The 19724-nt window shown below is 40.6% G+C and carries 15 protein-coding genes; 9 read left to right on the top strand and 6 right to left on the bottom strand.

Annotated elements, in window-relative coordinates; genetic code table 11:
- Nucleotides 1-11 precede the first annotated feature (11 nt).
- Nucleotides 12-1061, top strand: coding sequence for an OmpA family protein (locus LEP1GSC199_RS02815; RefSeq protein WP_002976881.1), 1050 nt, complete (start codon nt 12-14; stop codon nt 1059-1061).
- A gap of 1 nt (nt 1062) precedes the next feature.
- Here the strand turns inward: LEP1GSC199_RS02815 and LEP1GSC199_RS02820 are convergent, their stop codons facing one another.
- Genes LEP1GSC199_RS02820 through lepB form a run of 3 tightly spaced genes read right to left on the bottom strand, consistent with a single transcriptional unit; the run spans nt 1063 to nt 5387 of the window.
- Nucleotides 1063-2967, bottom strand: coding sequence for a motility associated factor glycosyltransferase family protein (locus LEP1GSC199_RS02820; RefSeq protein WP_002976805.1), 1905 nt, complete (start codon nt 2965-2967; stop codon nt 1063-1065).
- Nucleotides 2968-4779 carry a penicillin-binding protein gene (locus LEP1GSC199_RS02825; protein WP_002977041.1) on the bottom strand — a complete coding sequence of 604 codons (1812 nt, stop codon included), beginning with the start codon at nt 4777-4779 and terminating at the stop codon, nt 2968-2970.
- 2 nt (nt 4780-4781) lie between these two features.
- On the bottom strand, nt 4782-5387 hold the full coding sequence (gene lepB / locus LEP1GSC199_RS02830) for a signal peptidase I (RefSeq protein ID WP_002977223.1): 606 nt from the start codon (nt 5385-5387) through the stop codon (nt 4782-4784).
- 89 nt (nt 5388-5476) lie between these two features.
- Between lepB and thrC the strand changes: the two genes are divergently transcribed.
- Genes thrC through LEP1GSC199_RS02845 form a run of 3 tightly spaced genes read left to right on the top strand, consistent with a single transcriptional unit; the run spans nt 5477 to nt 8747 of the window.
- A complete protein-coding gene (gene thrC / locus LEP1GSC199_RS02835; RefSeq protein ID WP_002976814.1) occupies nt 5477-6826 on the top strand; it encodes a threonine synthase in 1350 nt (449 codons plus the stop codon).
- Nucleotides 6827-6876: 50 nt separating this feature from the next.
- Nucleotides 6877-7587: a hypothetical protein gene (locus LEP1GSC199_RS02840; RefSeq protein WP_002976848.1), complete on the top strand. Its 711-nt coding sequence runs from the start codon at nt 6877-6879 to the stop codon at nt 7585-7587.
- Nucleotides 7587-8747, top strand: a complete 1161-nt coding sequence (locus LEP1GSC199_RS02845; RefSeq protein WP_002977243.1) for an LIC10486 family protein — start codon at nt 7587-7589, stop codon at nt 8745-8747. The genes LEP1GSC199_RS02840 and LEP1GSC199_RS02845 overlap by 1 nt, the downstream gene beginning before the upstream one ends.
- Before the next feature lie 137 nt (nt 8748-8884).
- Here the strand turns inward: LEP1GSC199_RS02845 and leuS are convergent, their stop codons facing one another.
- The gene (leuS, locus tag LEP1GSC199_RS02850) at nt 8885-11488 is read right to left on the bottom strand and encodes a leucine--tRNA ligase (RefSeq protein ID WP_002976834.1); all 2604 of its coding nucleotides are present in this window, start codon (nt 11486-11488) and stop codon (nt 8885-8887) included.
- A 553-nt stretch (nt 11489-12041) separates the two neighbouring features.
- Here leuS and LEP1GSC199_RS02860 point away from each other — a divergent pair.
- Both LEP1GSC199_RS02860 and LEP1GSC199_RS02865 read left to right on the top strand, forming a co-directional pair.
- Nucleotides 12042-12818 (top strand): ABC transporter ATP-binding protein, encoded by a 777-nt coding sequence (locus LEP1GSC199_RS02860; protein WP_002977073.1) that lies wholly within the window; start codon nt 12042-12044, stop codon nt 12816-12818.
- Nucleotides 12815-15358 carry an ABC transporter permease gene (locus LEP1GSC199_RS02865; protein ID WP_002977262.1) on the top strand — a complete coding sequence of 848 codons (2544 nt, stop codon included), beginning with the start codon at nt 12815-12817 and terminating at the stop codon, nt 15356-15358. The genes LEP1GSC199_RS02860 and LEP1GSC199_RS02865 overlap by 4 nt, the downstream gene beginning before the upstream one ends.
- Before the next feature lie 58 nt (nt 15359-15416).
- Here LEP1GSC199_RS02865 and fcpA read toward each other — a convergent pair whose 3' ends face one another.
- A complete protein-coding gene (gene fcpA, locus LEP1GSC199_RS02870; RefSeq protein WP_039925880.1) occupies nt 15417-16319 on the bottom strand; it encodes a flagellar coiling protein FcpA in 903 nt (300 codons plus the stop codon).
- Nucleotides 16320-16552: 233 nt separating this feature from the next.
- Here fcpA and LEP1GSC199_RS02875 point away from each other — a divergent pair, with 233 nt between their 5' ends.
- Genes LEP1GSC199_RS02875 through panB form a run of 3 tightly spaced genes read left to right on the top strand, consistent with a single transcriptional unit; the run spans nt 16553 to nt 18675 of the window.
- Complete coding sequence (locus LEP1GSC199_RS02875) at nt 16553-17416, top strand: ATP-binding protein (protein WP_039925882.1); 864 nt, start codon at nt 16553-16555, stop codon at nt 17414-17416.
- Between the two features lie 4 nt (nt 17417-17420).
- Nucleotides 17421-17894, top strand: a complete 474-nt coding sequence (gene folK, locus LEP1GSC199_RS02880; RefSeq protein WP_002976798.1) for a 2-amino-4-hydroxy-6-hydroxymethyldihydropteridine diphosphokinase — start codon at nt 17421-17423, stop codon at nt 17892-17894.
- Nucleotides 17869-18675 (top strand): 3-methyl-2-oxobutanoate hydroxymethyltransferase, encoded by an 807-nt coding sequence (panB, locus tag LEP1GSC199_RS02885; RefSeq protein WP_002977088.1) that lies wholly within the window; start codon nt 17869-17871, stop codon nt 18673-18675. The genes folK and panB overlap by 26 nt, the downstream gene beginning before the upstream one ends.
- Here the strand turns inward: panB and LEP1GSC199_RS02890 are convergent.
- Nucleotides 18672-19724, bottom strand: a complete 1053-nt coding sequence (locus LEP1GSC199_RS02890) for a 3-deoxy-7-phosphoheptulonate synthase (protein WP_002976923.1) — start codon at nt 19722-19724, stop codon at nt 18672-18674. The genes panB and LEP1GSC199_RS02890 overlap by 4 nt on opposite strands.

Consider the following 19724-nt stretch of genomic DNA (forward strand, 5'->3'; position numbering starts at 1 on the left):
GGAGCTTTCACGTGGCAGATAGTTATTACCGTACCATAAGTGGTAAACAATATGATAATGAATTGTTAGAAATTGCAGAGAAAGCCACCAAACGTAGCAAAGCTCCTATTGGCAAAAATATTGCAAAGACCCTGTTTGATGCCATTAAAGATGGTGGGGACTATACAGATGTGGAAAAACGCACTGTAAAATACATCCGAGATAATTTCAAATTTAGCCCAGAGGCCGACGAATACCTTCGTTCAGAGATTCGTAAGTGGGCGGCAAAAATTTCTGTCCCTGCCGCAAAGAAAAAAACAACAACTAAGGGAACCACCAAAAAGGAATCCACTGTAAAACGTAATTCCTCTCGCTCTGCAAAATCCTCCTTTGAAGGTTTCACTCCTTATCATGAAAACTATGAAGTTGTTGATAGTTCGCAGGACGAAGTGGCACCAACGCCTGAATACAATGAATTAGTTGCTTTGAATAAATTTCAAATCACCCCTAAACAAAATCGAATCGGGCGGATCATCCTACTTTCGCTTATCCTTATATTCTTTATTGTTTTGATAGTTTTTGGAATTCGTAGTTGCAATCGAAGTTCGAAATCAACTGAAAACACCAATCAAAATACGAATGTTTCTTCGGAAGAGAATAATCGTTCTTTAGATAGAGTACCTTTATCAGAAGGAAAAGCTTCTGATAGATTTGAATCTCAAGGAAGAGCCATTCGATACATCAACGACCTTCAAATTCGTTTTATCAAACAAAGTATGCAGACAGAGGATCTTGCCGCAGACAAAATTGTTACTTTAGCAGAAGCTTTGAAATCCTATCCAGGAATTCATGTTCGAGTCAAAGGACATACATGTTTTATAGGTGAGATGGATGAAAACAAAATTTTATCTGATGAACGTGCTAAGTTTATTTATGATGAATTAGTGAAACATGGCGTAAATACATCTCAAATCGACTATCGTGGGTTTGGTGAGACTGCGGAGATTGAATCCAATTCTACTGAAGCAGGGCGGATCAAAAATAGACGTGTTGATTTTACTGTTTTATCCGTAACCGAATAGGTTACAACAATCTGTATAAAGACTTAGTAAGCATCCGTTTGGTGGACCGAACGGATTCATAAAGACCTTCATATAAAAGTAAAGACTTCTTTGCCACGCCGAGTTGCGTGTTTTCTTTTTCTTCTAAACTTAAGTGGTCATCATATCCTTCGGTGATGGTTAAAATGACTCTTTGGATTCCTAAACTCAAAATTTCATTTAGGCCTTTTTTTCCAGATACCTGTTCATCAATCGAATCCATTTGTTTGATATCTTCTGAAAAAGTTTTTGGGTTGATTTGATTTCGTTTGATTTGGTTATAAATTCTTTGGGAAACAGAGAGGCCATGTTTAACCGTTGTAACAAATTCCGACAATGCTTCTGTTGTGGACTGGATTTCTGAAACCAATTCAGTTTTATCGAAAAAAGGGACTTCTTTTCTGAGTTTGTTATGGATTTCATTACGAACTGATTGCACTAAATAGGTTACGTTTTTTATCTCACCCTCATCACTCGCAAATTCTTTTACAAATTCCGAATGGAGAATTCCTTCGAGTTTGGCACCAAACTTAGTTAAGTTGGTCCAAGGATTTTCTTTGGCATGGTCTTCGAACCATTTTTTAAAGATCAACATTTTCTCATTGGTGATATAGGTTTCTTCTAAATTCCCTGTGACTTTTTTCCTGGGCAAAGCAAAGAGTTGTTTGTAGTTATGTTTTTCTCTACGAAATTTTCTAGATTCTAAATAGTTCAACCGTTCTTCGAGAACTGCCCCTTTGGAATGGGCAAGGCCCTTGGTAAAACTCAAGTCCTGTCCGACTAAAAATACAGATTTTGCACCCATAAGAGTGGCAAGGCTTGCTGCATTGGTAGAAACAGACCCACCAAAAGGAACCGAACCAATCTCCGATGGACCTGTCCTTTCCAATAACCGAATGAGTGGAAAGGGAGAAGAGGTCACAAAACCTTTGTTTGGTCCTTTGTCTAGTCGTAGGCTTAAATAGGTAGAGGTTGGATCAAAGACTAAAATGGCATCTCCGGAATAATCTTCCAGATATTGGCTATTGAGTGTTTGCGGGTCGACAGAAAAAATCAAATCAGGTTCTACTCCAAAGGAAGTGAGGATGGGAAGAGCTGTATCCACTGCGAGCAACAAAAATTGGTTTCTATAAGTGACAAGATCCGGTATGGACTCGGAAAGGCTAGGGCCAGCGCAGGCGACAACAATAGAGATCCTACTTGCGATTCCAAAAAGGTCCGAGACAGGTCGAAACTGGGATAACTCAGGTAGGTTATAACAAATATTTTTTGCCCAAATTTTTTCAAAACGAGTGAGAGTGGCAAGGTTCACATCTTTTTTGTGAAACATCTGTTCGGCGGTGTGTTTCAGCCTTTGGTATTCGACTTCTTTCCATTGCCAAGAACCACGATGAGGAACAAAACTGATGGGATGGGTTCCTTTTCCTTTCACAGCTTCTGTGAGTTGGTCTTCCATTCCCTCACCCGTGATAAGAATTAATTTTCCCTCTAACAGTGGTTTGGAAAAATCAAAGATTTTGAATGTTTCCCAAATGAAAAAAGGATAGGGTTCCATCCAAATGATTGTGACTTTCTCTTTACTTATCAAATAGGGAAGAATATAACCCAAACCGGCACCAAACAATAGATAAATTCGTTCACTCCCGTCATGGGGAAGTTCGGTGGCAAACCGTTCGGCCTCTTTTTTGGGATCAAATCGACTATGGATCCAAACTCCATCTAATTCTAAAGTGAGATCTCCAGTTTTGGATTTTGTAAGTTCATAAGAAATTTTGGTTTCAGAACTTGAAGAGTTCATCGTACCAAATGTACTTTTTTGGTTACGCACCACTTCGGCCAATTGAGAAGGGAGGGCCGCAAGATTTTTTTCCAAGAAAGAATGATTCACTTAAGGTTCCAAAACAATTTTAATCGCGGCATTTGGGGTAAGCGTTGATCCCGCTTTCGGTTCTTGTGATTTGACAAATCCAGAACCTTCTAATTTGTATTCAGCTTTGAGTTGTTTTAAAATTTGGATGGTTTCAGAAGCAGTAAACCCTGTAAGGTCAGGCATAACAGATGGATCAAGTTTGTAGATTTTATTTTTTTCTCCTTTCAGTCGGTAAACTAGTGCCTTTTCACTTTTTTCCACAATGGGAATGATACTTTCGACCACCTCACGAAAGACTGGTGCTGCAATCCCACCACCCGTATGGGCATCCCCACCAGGTTCATCAAAAACAATAAGACCCACATACTTAGGTTTTTCTGCTGGGAAAAATCCAAGAAAACTGGCTGTAAACAAACCTGCTTGGTATCCGGCCCCAGCTTTTGCTTTTTGTGAGGTTCCTGTTTTCCCTGCGATAAAGTAGTTCTCTAAATAAGCTTTTTTCCCTGTTCCTTGAGAAACGGCCTTACTCATGGCGTTTAAGGTTTTTTTGGCCGCACCTTCTTTAATTCCAAGTAACTCGTGTTTTATGGAAAATTCATGGACCAGTTCCCCGTAAGAATTAGTGATTTGCGAAACCACAGAGGGTTCAAATAAAATCCCACCATTTACAACTGCGGCTGCTGCAGTGATGAGTTGGATCGGTGTGACAGATAAACCTTGTCCAATGGATAAAAAGTAAGGTGTACTTTTATTCCATTTGTTTAAAGGAGGTAAATAGCCTTTTGCTTCATGGATGGAAAAGTTGGTTCGTTTTCCGAATTTAAATTTATCCATATAACTATAGTAAGTGGCTTCATCAATTTTTTGGGCAGCTTTGATGATTCCTACGTTACAAGAGTATTGTAATATTTCATCCAGATTGACATGGCCATGGTTGTCTGTACAACGAATGGTTGTTTTCCCAATTTCGATATAACCCGGACAATGAAATCTTTCACCGGGAAGGATTTTACCTTCATTCAGTAACATCAGAGCAATGAAGATTTTCATTGTCGATCCCGGTTCATAAACATGGCGGATGGACCAATTGGAATGCGATTCTAAAGGAAAGTCTTGGAAATGGTTGGGATCAAAATTAGGATAAGAGGCCATTGCCAAAATTTTCCCAGTCTCTGTATCCATAATCATACCGATTCCTCGTTTGGAAGCCGTTTGGATAAAAGCCTTCTGTAACGATTTTTCTAATCGGTATTGGATGATACTATCAATGGTTAGATGGACATTGTTTCCTTTACTAGACTCTGCATCGGGTGTAGATAACAATTCCAAATTAAATAACATCTCAAGTCCTGAAAGGGCTTTGTCATCATCGTAACCAGTAAAACCAAGAAGGCTTGCGGCCAAACTTCCTTGGGGATAAATTCGTTTGTATTCTTTTTCGACTCGAACACCGGGAAGTGCCAAAGCTTTGATTTTTTCTGCTTTGGTAAGTTCTATCTCTCTTTTTAACAAAAAGTAGTTTTGTTTGTCTCTGATGGTTTCAATCAGTTTGTTGGAAGTGATTCCCAGTATGGGACCGAGCTCTTGTGCTGTGAGTTCCGGATCATAAATATTCGTTGGATCTATTCCAACGGTTGCCGACTCGCGAGAGATCGCCAGTTCAATCCCTCGTCTATCATAGATAGTTCCTCGTTGTACATACTTACTCGACTTTAGATTGATGATATTATCATTAAAATAAGTGAGATAAACAACACGAAAGAGTAAGATGATAAATAGCGAGAGTATAAATAGAATGATATACTTAAAACGTTGTTTGTATTCGGTCATTGTTAAAAATAGAAGATCACTTTGCCTTTGATTTTTTCCACAGGTACGAGTCCAAACGAACGGGAATCAGTTGAATACTGCCTATTGTCACCAAGAAGAAGATAATATCCCGGAGGAATTCTACCTTGTTTGTCCATAGCAAGAAAAGGTGAGTTATGACGATTGAGAAATATGGATGTACTTGGTTCGCTTGTGTAAGTGCCCTTCGGAAGGTAATTTTCTAACAGCTCGGTAGAATCAATCAGGACTCGTCCGGCTTCAATGGAATAAAACTCTCCCGGTAAACCTATCACTCGTTTGACGACAAGTTCCTCTTCCTTACTCACAAAAAGTACCAAATCTAATTTATCGATTTTGGGGTCCGTATACAATAGCTCGGTCCCAAAGAATTTGGCAGAAATGGCAAACCCACCCTTCCAAACAAAGACCACCGAGCCATGTTCCAAGGTCGGGTACATGGAATTTCCCTGAATGGAATAGATTTGGAATAGAAAAATACGCACAAAAAGGAGGAAACAGAGAAAGATAAAAATGAAAAGGCTGCGACGGGTGTATCGTTTGAATTTTACCCACCAGCGGGAGACTTTAGTTTCTGTTTCCATATCCATCAAAAAACGATAAAAATCATTCGTGCATTTTTCCCCTTTCTCCAGAATGGAAAAGGAACTTTCCGTAAATCTGAAGCCTAGAGAAGTCTATGTCACTTACAAAATATCAATTCCGAGCACAGTTTCGTTGCACCAATGACTCTTGTCGCAAAACCTACCCTCTCCACCAAGTGATTTATTCCTGCGAATCTTGCGGGGAACTTTTAAATGTTGAACATGATATAGACAGTCTGAAACAAGTTTCCGCGTCTGAATGGAAATCGGAATTTGAATCCAGGTTCCGTTCTAGCCAATTTCCCAATGCCTCTGGTGTTTGGGGGAAAAAGGAATGGGTGCTACCAGGAATCAGTGACGAAAATATCATCACTTCGGGAGAAGGGACTTCGCATTTGTACGATGCATCCCGTTTTGCTAAGGATTTGGGTTTGGCAAATCTGTACGTCAAACAGTGTGGTGTTTCCCATACTGGTTCTTTTAAAGATTTAGGTATGACGGTGCTTGTGAGCCAAGTCAAACAAATGATCGCTGATGGGGTTCCCATCCAAGCAGTTGCTTGTGCTTCTACGGGAGATACCTCGGCAGCTCTTGCATCTTATGCAGCAAAAGCAGGAATTCCATCCATAATCCTTTTACCAGCAAACAAAGTATCAACGGCTCAACTCATCCAACCTGTTGCCAATGGGGCCTTAGTTTTAGCGTTGGAGACAGACTTTGATGGTTGTATGGCAGTGGTGAAGGAACTTACCAAAGAAAAATCCATTTATCTTGCCAACTCTATGAATTCACTTCGCATCGAAGGACAAAAAACAATCTCTGTCGAAATCACACAACAGTTAGGTTGGAAGGTTCCAGATTGGATTGTCATCCCGGGTGGAAACTTAGGAAATGTTTCTGCACTCGGAATGGGATTTGAAATGATGTATGAACTTGGCCTAATCGATAATTACCCGAGAATCATTTTAGCACAGGCAAAAAATGCAAGCCCACTCTATGAATCGTTTAAGAGTGGTTTTGCGGACTTCTCTCCTGTGACCGCAGAAAAAACCTTAGCTTCTGCAATCCAAATTGGCGATCCTGTTTCCGTGAAAAAAGCGATCCGCATCTTAAAAAAATTCAACGGAATTGTGGAAGTCGCAACGGAAGAAGAGTTGGCAAATGCAGCGGCTCGCGGGGATCTTTACGGACTTTACAATGATCCACACACGGGAGTGGCACTTGCGGCTCTATTGAAATCGGTGGAATCGGGAGTTGTCAAAAAGGGTGAGTCGGTGGTTGTGATCTCCACAGCGAATGGACTGAAGTTCACTGAATTCAAACTTGCCTTTCATGAAGGGAAAATCCCTAATATTGATGAGAAACTGAAGAACCGAATCCAATCGTGCAAACCAAATTTCGGCGGAGTGATGGAAATCCTAGGTAAACAACTGAAGAAGCCATAAATCGCTAGACAAATCCCCTACATGTTGGCAAATTTTTTCAGTTTACCGGTATGTACCAAGAGATCCAACTAACATCCCAGTTTCGCACCTCTGTCGATCGTGCCGTTGCATTAGGGAAGAAGGTCTCTATGATCACCTACGTGCTGGGGGATATTGGAGAGGCAAAACTTAAGTACATTTTGTTCCGCATTTTAGGTTCTGTTGGTCGTGAAGATTTGATGGAGTTGTTTTATACAGCTGCGAAGGAACTCATTGTCAATTCGACAAAAGCGGCTATCAAACGAATCATCTTCGAAGAACTCAAACTCAACATCCAGAACTTACAAGATTATGAAGAGGGGATGAAATTTTTTAAGTCCAGCCTCAATGAAAGAAAGTTCCCTGCTTATAAAAAGCAAATGCGTGAGTCTGGTCTCTTTGTAAAGATCACTTGCATCTACCAAAAGGACAAAATTAACCTAGAAATTAGAAATAATTTCCCATTATTGCCAATTGAGGCAGAACGAGTAAAAGAAAAGTTTATTAATGCGAAAAAGTATGATAATCTATTCGAGTTCTTTATGGAACACGGCGATAGTACGGAGGGAGCAGGAATGGGAATCACAATGGTAGAAATATTGTTGTCTCAATCTGGTTTCGACCGTCGTTTACTCTCTATATATTCATCAGAAAGGAAAAAGGAAACAGTAGCGCGTGTGGAAGTTCATTTAAGTGGGATTCCAAAATCCTCTGAGACACACGAACAATTGTTTGTAGAATAATGTCCGAACTAAGCTCAAAAGCAGACCAACTCAAACGACAAGCAGACCTAATTGGTCTGACAAGAGAAGCCGTATTTACGGATGAACAAGCCAAAGAAGTTTTACAAGGTAAAATTACAGATGGTTACCTTGTGAAAATCAAAATTGACTTGGACAGTTTGAACGGAATGATCCTCATCCTAGTATCTTCCATTCGTAAACATCTTATGGAATTGTATGCCGTGGTGGGAACATCCCCAACGTTTCGAAGGATCCGAACTTTTGCGGACCATGTACAAATCTCAACGGACTTGGGTGATATTGGAAAAACCGGTGGGTATGATCCTGCGATTTCAGAAAATATTGGGCGTGCCGTTCACAGAGCCTTCACCAAAGAGAAGTTAGAGGAACTATTGCCCCTTTGGCAAAAAAAAGATCCTTCTCATATCGCAGAAATTTTAGAAATGCCCATCCTTGCGGCAACAAAAGGAAGAAATATAAAACTCCAAGCGGAAGTAGATAAAATTTCTACAGCAAAGTTTCGTTATGAAAACCCAATGAAAGGTATAATCCTTCCCATTCCTAAACCGGAAGATGAAACGGCTTCGGCACAAGATGTTTCGGTTCCAGGAATTTCCACCGAACCAGCGAAAGGTGAACTTTCCTCACTTGACCGTCAAATTGCCCAATTCCGGACAGCTTTTCCTAAAGAATTGAATATGAAAACGGTCATTTCACCCATCAACGGAGTGGAGTTTGATAATTTAATAGAAGGTATGGAAATTCTTTTTCGAGTTCCCACGGAAACCCCTGAAGGCCAAACGAATGCACAAATTCTTGGACTCATTGATGAAGAAGGGAAAATTTCCAAAGAACCAGTTGTCGGAAGGTTTCTTGGCATTGTCGGAAACAAAACAGAATATCATATTTTTGCAGAAGGACCAAATCAGTATTTACTTCATTCGATTGAAGAACATCCGGTGAAGGTGGCCATACCTAAACCTGCAGGTATGTCAGGTTCGGCAAACAAAGGTTCTGCGGCTCAAGGTCAAAAGAAAAAAACAGGTAATGCTTCGGCTCAGGAATCCAAGTCTTCTGGTGCCAACTTATTTATATTAATGGGTGTTTTTATCACTATCGTACTTTTTGGAGTCCTCATCTTTGTCATGGTGATTTTGTAGGCAAGAGTTTTAGAACTAAAACCCCTAACCATTCCAATGGCGAAAGGTAGGGGTTGTTTTTTAAAAGAATTTTGATTTTAGGATAAGTGATTCGATTGTAAAAGTAATTTGGATCTTCATTTCGGTCGAAATGAAACTTAACCTGCAACCACAATGTTCACAAGTTTTCCCTTCACATAGATTTCTTTTTTGATTTCTTTGCCTTCCCAAAACGGTTTTGCTTTTTCCACTGCTTTGGCGAGGGTCAAAACTTCTTTCTCTTCGATGTCCCTTGGAGCAAGAAACTCTCCTCTCATCTTTCCATTCACTTGGATCACAATGGTGATGTTGGCATCGAGTAAATACTTCTCCTCCCATTTGGGATAAGGCTGGTAAGCGAGTGATTCTTTGTGTCCGAGTTTTTCCCAGAGTTCTTCTGCCAAATGGGGAGCATAAGGAGAGAGGGCCAGAACAAACGGCTCCAAAACTTTTCTCGGTTTTCTAGGATTCGTTGTGAACTCATTGATGAAAATCATCATCTGAGATACGGCTGTATTGAATGAAAAATGATCGATATCGTCTTTTACTTTTTTAATCGTACGATGTAGTGTTTTGAGTTCGGCTTCGGTAGGTTCGATCTCTTCTACAAAGAAGGATTCGTTTTCGCCTGAATGAAAAAGTCTCCATACTCGATTTAAAAATCGAAAAACACCATCGACTCCGTTTTTACTCCAAGGTTTGGACATTTCAAACGGACCCATAAACATTTCAAAAAGTCGGAGAGTATCCGCACCAAATTCTGAAACTACATCATCTGGATTGACCACGTTGCCACGAGATTTGGACATTTTCCCTTTGTCTTCTCCCAAAATCAAACCTTGGTGGACTAACTTTTGGAAGGGTTCTGGTGAAGAAACATGGCCTAGATCAAAAAGAATTTTATGCCAAAATCTGGAGTATAACAAATGCAATACGGCGTGTTCTGCCCCACCCACATAGACTTCCACCGGCATCCAAGCTTTTTCTAGTTCTGGATCAATGAGTTTATCGTTGTTTCTTGGGTCAATGTAACGAAGGTAATAATAACAAGAACCGGCCCACTGGGGCATGGTATTGGTTTCTCTTTTTCCCACTTCTCCCGTTACAGGATCAGTGTAGACAAGCCAATCTTTCGCAAGGGCCAGTGGAGATTCTCCCGTACCAGATGGTTTGAATTCTTCTAAGTCTGGCAATACTAAGGGAAGTTCGGAATCAGAAAGAGCTTTGGAGGATCCATCGGCAAAGTGAACGAGAGGAATCGGTTCACCCCAATACCTTTGTCTGGCAAAAAGCCAATCTCTGAGTTTGAATTGGACTTTTTTGCGACCAATCCCTTTGTTTTCTGCCCAAGTGGACATGGTTTGGAAGGCATCTTTGTAAGATTTACCATCTAACTGCACTTCTGCGGAAGAAGAATTAATACAAATAGAGTCTTTGGAATCAAAAGCTAAATTTGGTTCCATCTTTCCATCGATGACTTGCTTGATCGGAAGTTGGAACTTCACAGCAAAGTCGTAGTCTCTTTGGTCGTGAGCAGGAACCGCCATGATGGCACCGGTTCCATAAGAAATTAAAACATAATCAGAAATATAAATGGGAACTTTTATAGAAGGATCTGTTGGCAAACTTGCGTAGGAACCTGTAAACACTCCGGTTTTGTCTTTATTCAATTCCGTTCGTTCCAAATCACTTTTTAACGAACAATCCTTTTGGTATTTTTCCACAGCCGATTTTTGTTCGGGAGTGGTGAGCAGAGAAACAAGTGGATGTTCTGGGGCAAGGACTAGGTAGGTGGCTCCAAAAATGGTGTCGGGTCTTGTTGTATAAACAGTGATGTCTTTGGAGAGTGAGGGAACAGGGAAACTAAGTTCCAATCCTTCGGATTTTCCAATCCAATTTCTTTGCATCTCTAAGGTGGAAGTAGGCCATTCACAAAGAGAAAGATCACTTAATAGACGTTCGGCGTAAGAAGTAATGCGCATCATATATTGGCGCATGGGTTTTCTTTCTACAGAATACCCTTTGGAAGTCCATTCTTCCACTTCTTCATTGGCAAGAACTGTTCCTAGGGCCTCACACCAGTTGACGGGAATGTTTGCCTCATACACCAATCGGAAATGGGAGAGGATATCTTCCTTTTCCTTTCGGGATTTGGACTTCCAGTCAGAAGCCGAGAATTGGATTCCTTTAGGCAGTTCCTTTCCTTCAAAAGCGGAGGAACCTTCAGTTTCCAAGGTTTTGATGAGTGTAGCAATAGGTAAGGCTTTGTTTTCTTTCCGATCAAAGTAGGAATTGTAGATTTGCAGGAAAATCCATTGGGTCCAACGGTAATAGTCTGGGTGAGTGGTAGAGATTTCCCGGTTCCAATCATAAGACAGACCAAGGCTTTTGATTTGGCGGCGAAAGGTATCAATATTGTTCTTTGTGGTGGCGCGAGGGTGAACACCCGTTGTCATCGCATACCTTTCAGCAGGTAGGCCAAAAGCGTCCCATCCCATCGGGTGAAGGACTTCAAATCCTTCCATTCGTTTGAGTCGTGAAATGATGTCGGTGGCTGTATATCCTTCAGGGTGGCCTACGTGCAGTCCTGCGCCACTTGGGTAGGGAAACATGTCTAAACAATAGTATTTAGGTTTGGTTGAATGGGCGTTTGTGCGAAAGGTCTGGTGGTCGTCCCAGTGTTTTTGCCATTTTTGTTCAATATCTTGGAATGGATAATTCATCGACTAACGTAGAGAAAGTGTAGTAATTCTACTTTCTCACGGAGTCGATGATTTTTACAAGCTTTTTGAAACTCTTCGACAAACAAACTTTGCAGAGATTGTATTGATAAAGGTTCGTGACGGATCCACATTCCGCACAAGGTTTAAGATTATTGATTTTCACATTCATAAAGTCTGCAGTATTTATCTTTGTATTGCATTCGAGCATTCTATATTTACCTGTATGAGTCCGCTTATCGACAGTGCTGTTCATAACTCCCTAAAATTCCCAAAAACAGGGAAAGGGGAAACACTACGATGAAGTTACTTTATATGAAACCCACCCTTTGGGGTCAAAAAAAATTAGGATGTACGCTCAAAAAGATAAGTAAAATTTTGTCAGATTTTTTTTCAATCTGTGCAATATAGTTGGAACGAAAATGAAAATTAAAAAAATTATAACTGTTATGGAAAAAATTGAAATATCGTTGTTAGGCGATAATTTTCTTATTAAATGCCCGTTATTAGTCATGTCTCTTTTGTTAGGTGATAAAATCTTTGGGGGAAAAACCTAGTGTTGGAATTTAAAAATGTGTTTAAATCATTTCACAATGAATCGGAAACGATTGATGTGTTGAAAAATATTTCATTTCGCATTGAAACGGGTGAATTTGTAGCGATTATAGGCCCATCTGGCTCAGGTAAGTCAACACTACTCGGTGTAGCGGCCGGTCTAGATAAACCAGATACTGGGGTTGTTGCCTTGGATGGAATCGATGTGACTTTGGAAAATGAATCGAATTTAGCTGATTTACGTGCTGATCGGATTGGTTTTATCTTTCAAAACTTCCAATTGCTTCCTGGACTCAATGCCATTGAAAACGTTGGGATTCCATTGTATTTAAAATCATCACTCACAGAAGCAGAGATCTTAAAAAAATCAGAGAAGATATTGGAATCTGTATCTATGTCCCATCGTGCGACTCACTTCCCAAAACAGTTGTCAGGTGGTGAAGAGCAAAGAATTGCCATTGCAAGAAGTTTTGTCAACGATCCTAAAATCATTTTTGCAGATGAACCTACTGCCAACTTAGATTTTAAAAACAGTAAAACAATTTTAGACCTACTTTTGTACAGAAACAAAGAACAAGGAACCACTCTAGTTGTGGTAACTCATGACCCCGATGTGGCAAAACTAGCCGATCGTGTGTTAGAAATGAAAGATGGTGAAATTATTTCGGATTCTCGGAACAAAAAGAAAAGTAAATCGGTTTCTTCCACAAAATCGATCTCAAAAAAGACCACCAAACAGACGAAAACGACTCGTATCTCAAAGCAGGCCAGTCGATGAAAGCATCTCTGTTTCGTTTTTATCTAAAACGGGAGCTCTTTTCCAGATTTCGGTATTCTCTACTCATCGTTGTTTCGATTACTCTCGGTGTGGGTTCTGTGATTGGCATCCATTCTTACAAAGACAATACCGCAAATGCCATCAAAAGAGAGGCAAAATCGATTATGGGTGCGGATATTGCCCTCCAATCCCCCCAAGAAATCACAAAAACTGCCGATACATTGGTGAAAACCACCCTTCCGAAAGGCGGAGAGACCAGTGCTTCCATCCAGTTTTTATCCATGATTTCCAATGAATCGGGAGAAGAGAATTCACTCAGTTTTATCAAAGCAGTCGAAACAAACTATCCCTTCTATGGAGAAATGAAAACCGAACCGGAAGCGGCGTACAGGAATTTAAAACCAAATCAAGTTTTACTGGATAAATCCCTGGTCGAAAACCTCAAACTCAAACTCGGTGACCGTGTGCGGTTGGGTGATAGTTTACTTGTGTTAGCTGGTGTTGTGGTGAAAGAACCAGGGGCTGTGGGATCTTTTGTGGGATCGGCTCCAGGCTCCATCATTTTGAGAGATACGGCAAACAAAACAGGTCTTGTGCAAAGAGGAAGTCGCATTCGTTATACTATCTATGCTAAATTTCCAGACACCATTGATAGTTTGGTTTGGAAGGACAAAGAGTTTGAATCTCTCATCAAAGAAGATTTAACCATCTATCACAATACAGAAGTAAACTCTGGCTCCCAACAGTTTATCAAAAACACTTTTGATTATATGGCACTCCTTGCCCTTGCTGGTTTTTTTCTAGGAACCATCTCTGTGTATACTGCTGTCAGGACAAGGTTACTGGAAAAAAGAAATGAGATCGCAATCCTAATGTGTCTTGGTGCGAAGCCAAATGTGATTTTACTTTTGGTCTTTGCAGAAATTTTGATTCTTTCTATTTTTGGAACCACACTTGGATTGGCACTTGGGTATGGAATCCAATCCATCTTACCTGATATCAGCGGGCTTATGTCTGTAGAAACAGGAATTGTATTTGGACTCTCTTTTTCTTCGATACTTTGGAGTGTTGTGCTTGGAGTTGTACTACCACTTCTCATCTCCATTCCTCTTGTGTTAGAAACAAGATCGGTGAAACCGCTTGCGGCATTAAAAGAAGTAGAATCACAAACCAGTGGAAATTTATCCACATCCAAATGGCAATTTGCCTCTTTTCTTTTGATTTATCTTTTGTTTACCAGTCTTGCGGTTCTCGAAACAGAAAGTATCTTTAAAGGAATTCTGTTTACACTGGTACTATTAACCCTACCCGTTCTTGTGTACGGATTGTACATTTTACTTGGCCTTTTCATCACAAAAATTTCAAAACTCGGATGGTTATCAAAAGAGTGGAGCCTTGTTACAAAAAAAGTCACTCGTAAATCGGGAGCTCTCAGGCTTTCCATCATCGGACTTGGGTCTGCTTTGTTTATATTGACATTGTCTCTGATCTTACAAGAGAGTTTACTCGAACTGAGTGGTGCGCGGGAAATTGAACGTAGACCGAATGTGTTTCTTTTGGACATCCGAGAAACTCAAAAAAATGACCTGCTAACAGCCATTAAAAAGTTTCCTGTGGAGAAACAATATCTGGCTCCCGTAATTGGGGCAAGGCTTTCCAAAGTCAATGGAGAACCCATCAAAAAAGAAGATACCATCAAAAACGCTATGGATCGCAATTGGCGTGCTACGGCAAGGACTCGGGAATACTTTTTATCGTATCGGGACACGCTCTATGATACAGAAGAAGTGACCAAAGGGAATTGGTGGAATGAATCGGGACTAAATGAAATTTCGGTAGAACGGGATTTTGCTGGGTATTTGCAAGCAGGAGTGGGGGATGAGCTTAGCTTCAATGTCCAAGGCCGTGAAGTTTCCGGAAAAATCACAAACCTGCGTTCGGTGAACTGGGCCGATATGAAACCAAACTTTGTGGTTCTATTTTCCAAAGGAATTTTAGAAAAAGCCCCTCGCTTTTATATTGTTTCCTTACTCATTGATACAAACGAAGACAGATACCAATTACAAAAAGTAATCGTGAATCAGTTTCCGAATATCACTGTGATTGATACGGAAAAAACCATCCAAGCCTTTATGGGAATTTTAGAAAAGGTAACACAGATGATGGCACTAATGACAGCTTTTATATTAGCAGCATCCTTTGTTCTCGTCTTTACAACCTTATATGCAAGTCAATCGGAACGAAAAAGGGAATTTGCTTTGTTACGAGTGATCGGTGCCAACAGTCGTTTTATGGGAAAACATTTTCTTAGAGAAGCACTGCTAGTTTCAGTGATTTCGTTTTTACTGGGACTCATCTACGCAGTTGTTTCCAACGAGGTGCTGAACCGGTCGGTTTTGGAGCTCCGAAGTGTGTATCCTTATGGACAACTCACTCTAGTTTTTGTGGGGATTTGTTTTGTGACGGTAAGTTTGTATGCACTCGGGCTTTTTAGTTTCTTTCGAATGCCAACAAAAACAGTTCTAAAAGAAATCAAATAAAAACAAAAAAGCCCGGGGATAAAGCCGGGCTTTCTCATTGAAAGAGATGTTTTCGGGGTTATTGTGCTACCGAAATAACCTCATCTCGGTTGATTACGTTAACAATATGTTTGTATTCAGGAGAATCTTTTCCATATTTTAACTCAGTGGCACGTAGTAAGTGAACGTTCTTTTTGTAACGATACTTGAAGAGCATATCATCTGGTCCTTTGGACTTTTTGATCATGTTTTCTTCGAAGCTATAGGCACTTGCTAGATATTTGTGAGCAGGATATTCTTTCTCGTTATCATCAATTTCGATGTAAAGTTCAAGAATTGGGATGGTTTGAGGAAGATTTTGTAGGTCATACTCAGCCATTACCCATGAACGGTAAACATCAGAAAGAAGTCTTTTAAACTCAGGTCTTTCTCTTAAGTCAGGGTTTTTAATTTCGTCAAGGTGGTTGATCGCTTTAGAGAAGTAGTTGAGAGCGTCTTGTTTCGCTTTCATTTTTTCACGGTAAACTACACGTTCTTCTCTGGATTTACGATCTACTTTTTGCCAGTACCATTTTTCATCCAAACGTTTCTTTTCCGCTTCTTCTTTGCGGTACTGTTCAACCCAATCTCTATTTTTCATAACGGTATTGATACCGGATTGGTAGTTTGAAAGAGCCAAACGGAATTGGTTGTTAGCGAAAGTTTTAGAAAGTTGGTGTAACTCTTGGAAAGTTTTGTTATACCCTTTGAAATCAGGATTCTTCCAAAGAGATTCCTGTTCCATAATTTCTTTCTTTCTCTTCTTTTGGTCTTCGGTAAGTTCCGCATCGTCATTCTCAGGAACGAGTTCGCCTTTGAGAAGTTCGTCGACTTGGTCTTTAGCCGCTTGGCTGTCTTGAGCGTTCGCAGGCTGAGTTTGTGCGAAAAGCACACTGAAGCCGGACACCAGTTGGAGAATAAGGAGATACTTTATAATCTTCATAGTCGTGTGACCCTTTTGTCTCTTTCAATATTTTGAAGGAATAGGTTTATCTATTTCTTCAATGAAAGTATCGGAATGGCAAGAGTCAATAATAACGATTTAATGCGGAAAAAAACCTAATCCTGAACTTTTTCTTTCGATTCTCTCGGATTTAAAGGGACATAAGTCCTTAAACTCCTAAAAAATCTCATTCCTTGACAGCTTAGTGAATTCGAGAAGATTGCTCCTTGGAGATGAATTTATCCGAAATTACTTCCATCCGAGACGGAAATCCGCAGTGTAAAACCTGTGGAGGGGTCGGAATTACCTTAGCAGAACATGTCCGGGGCTCACGTTCTGGGGCACTGGTACTTTGCCATTGTATAGGTAGCGACTGTAACACTTGTGAGTCGAAAGGGCAGGCCCCTTTTATGACTTTTGACAGGAAATTGGACAAAATGCTCCCTTGTGTTTGCCATAACGCTCGGTTTTCCCTTCGCAACTTAGAGAATTTGGTCGAAAAAGCAAACATTCCAGCACGGTACCGCTTCCAATTTTTGTCCACAATTGACATTGGAGACACTGCAAACGATCCCGATATGTCTTTTATCATCGCACATGACTGGGCCAATGAACTGGTTCATAAATTTAAAAATCCTGATTTTTCCCCACAAGGATTTTACCTTTGGGGTGGGACTGGGTCTGGTAAAACCTTACTGGCTTGTGTGATTTTAAACGAACTCATCTTTCGTTATGGGATCACTTGTAAGTATGCAAAGGTAAACAAAGACTTTTTGTCTGCGATTCGTGACACGTACCAGTCCGATAGCGAAACTCATGGACAAGAACGTTCCATCGAAAAGGAATTTGCAAACGTAGATGTTCTGATCATTGACGACTTTGGAGTTCAGAAGGAATCCGAATTCAACAATCGTAAGTTATACGATCTGATTGATAGTCGTTATGAACAAGAAAAACTCACACTTCTCACTTCCAACCATTCTCTTGTGGAGTGGAGGGATCGGGGCCAAGGTCGGATTTACTCACGGCTCATGGAAATGACCAAAGAAATTGAATTAAAGTGTCCGGACTATCGCACGAAGTTTGTAAAGAGGTAAGATCATGAAATATTCCAACATTGCCTTTTTGTCTCTCGGATCCAACATTGGTGACAGACATCATTTTATGGACCAGGCAATTTGGGAAATTTCGACTCTACCTGAATTACAAATTTTAAAACAATCAGAACGATTGGAAACCGCACCTTTAGAAAACACCAACCAACCATTCTTTTTAAATCAAATTTTAAAAGTAATGGTATCTTCTGCTTTTACACTTCCTTGTCTATTGGATTCATTACAAGGAATTGAAGACAAACTCGGTCGTAAACGTAGGTCTTGGAAAGGGCCTCGTGAAATTGATATCGATATCCTGACCTACGAAGCAGTGGTGATGAAAACAGATTTTTTACACCTTCCTCACCATTCTCTTTATTCTAGGCCTTTCATAAAACAATTGTTAACCGATATGGGAGAAATTGGAGTGTATACACTCTTTTTGGAACTAAACCATGAAAAACATTATTCTACAGTATAAAAAAAAGTATGATGCGGGAGAACCGATCTCCGTTGTCACTTGTTACGACTATACCTTTGCCACTCTTTTTAACCGAACCGAAGTGGATTGTTTACTCGTAGGGGATTCTCTCGGGATGGTGATCCAAGGAAACCAGTCCACACTTCCTGTGACTTTGGATGAAATCATCTACCATACAAAAGCGGTTTGTAAGGGAGCTCCCGATAAAACCATTGTTGCTGATTTGCCATTTTTATCTTACCAAACCTCCATTGAAGAAGGGATTCGTTCTGCCGGCCGTGTGCTCAAAGAAACCAATGCTTCTTGTGTGAAACTGGAAGGGGATTCTGATTTTATCATTGAACTTACCAAACGGATGACAGAATCGGGAATCCCGGTCTTTGCCCACTTGGGTCTCACTCCTCAGTCGGTTCATACTCTCGGGGGACACCGTGTCCAAGGAAAAACCGAAGCAGCTCGCTCCAAAATGATTCGAAAATCAAGGGAAATTGCAGAGGCAGGCGCCTTTGCTTTGTTACTCGAGATGGTTCCCGAATCCTTAGGGAAAGAAATTACCGAATCAATTCGCATTCCGACGATTGGAATTGGGGCTGGAAAGTATACTTCGGGACAAGTGCTTGTGATGCAGGATTTACTGGGTCTAACTGAAGACTTCCATCCTAAGTTTTTGAAGAAGTTTGGGAATCTCGGTGGGGCTGTGAAGGATGCGGTGAATCTTTACCACCGCGAAGTTTCCAAACGTGAGTATCCAGGTGAAACCCACGTTTTTTTAGATACTTAAACCTTTCTTTTTCTCGCCGCTTCCGCCAATCGTTCGAACATCGGAACGGTTGTTTCCCAAGAGACACAAGCATCGGTGATGGACTGACCATAAACTAGAGGTTTTGCATCGATGGACTGGTTTCCTTCTTTGAGATGGCTTTCAATCATTACACCTAAGATATGATTGCTTCCTTTCGCAAATTGTTCTGCAACGGCATCGATTACACCCGATTGTTTTCGAAAGTCTTTTTGACTATTGCCATGTGAACAGTCCACCATCACTTTTGCAGGAAGACCCGCTTTTTCGATTTGGGCACAAACTTCCGTTACGGAGACCTCATCAAAGTTAGGTCCTTTATTCCCACCACGTAAAATCACATGTGTGTCTTTGTTACCCGCAGTCCGAAAGATAGCACTACTTCCTTGGTTTGTTACAGAAAGGAAATGGTGGCTTGATCCTGCAGAACGAATCGCATCCACAGCAATTTGAACATTACCATCCGTTCCATTTTTAAAACCAATAGGTGCCGATAAACCCGATGCCAATTCACGGTGGACTTGGCTTTCGGTGGTTCTTGCACCAATGGCACCCCAAGCCACTAAATCAGCAATGTACTGGGGAGAAATCACATCTAAAAATTCGGTTCCGCAAGGGATTCCCATATTATTCAAATCTAATAAGAGTTTGCGGGCAAGTTGCAGGCCTTTGTTGATATGGAAAGATCCATCCAAATCGGGATCATTGATCAGCCCTTTCCAACCCACAGTGGTTCTTGGTTTTTCAAAATACACTCTCATCACAATGAGGAGTTCGTTTTTAAATTCTTCGATTTTTGGTTTTAGTTTTGATGCATATTCCATCACGGCACCAATGTCGTGAACAGAACATGGCCCAACAACAACTAACATTCGCTTGTTGTCTTTTCCGTGAATGATATCAGAAATTTCGCTTCTGGTGCGTACGACCACATCGGATGCTGCATCAGTTAATGGAAGTTCTTCGATGATGACAGAAGGAGGGATAAGACTGTGTTGTTCTAAAATTCTTAAATTAGCTGTAGGTTTCAT

The sequence above is a fragment of the Leptospira vanthielii serovar Holland str. Waz Holland = ATCC 700522 genome (genome assembly GCF_000332455.1).
GTDB classification, from domain to species: Bacteria; Spirochaetota; Leptospiria; order Leptospirales; family Leptospiraceae; genus Leptospira_A; species Leptospira_A vanthielii.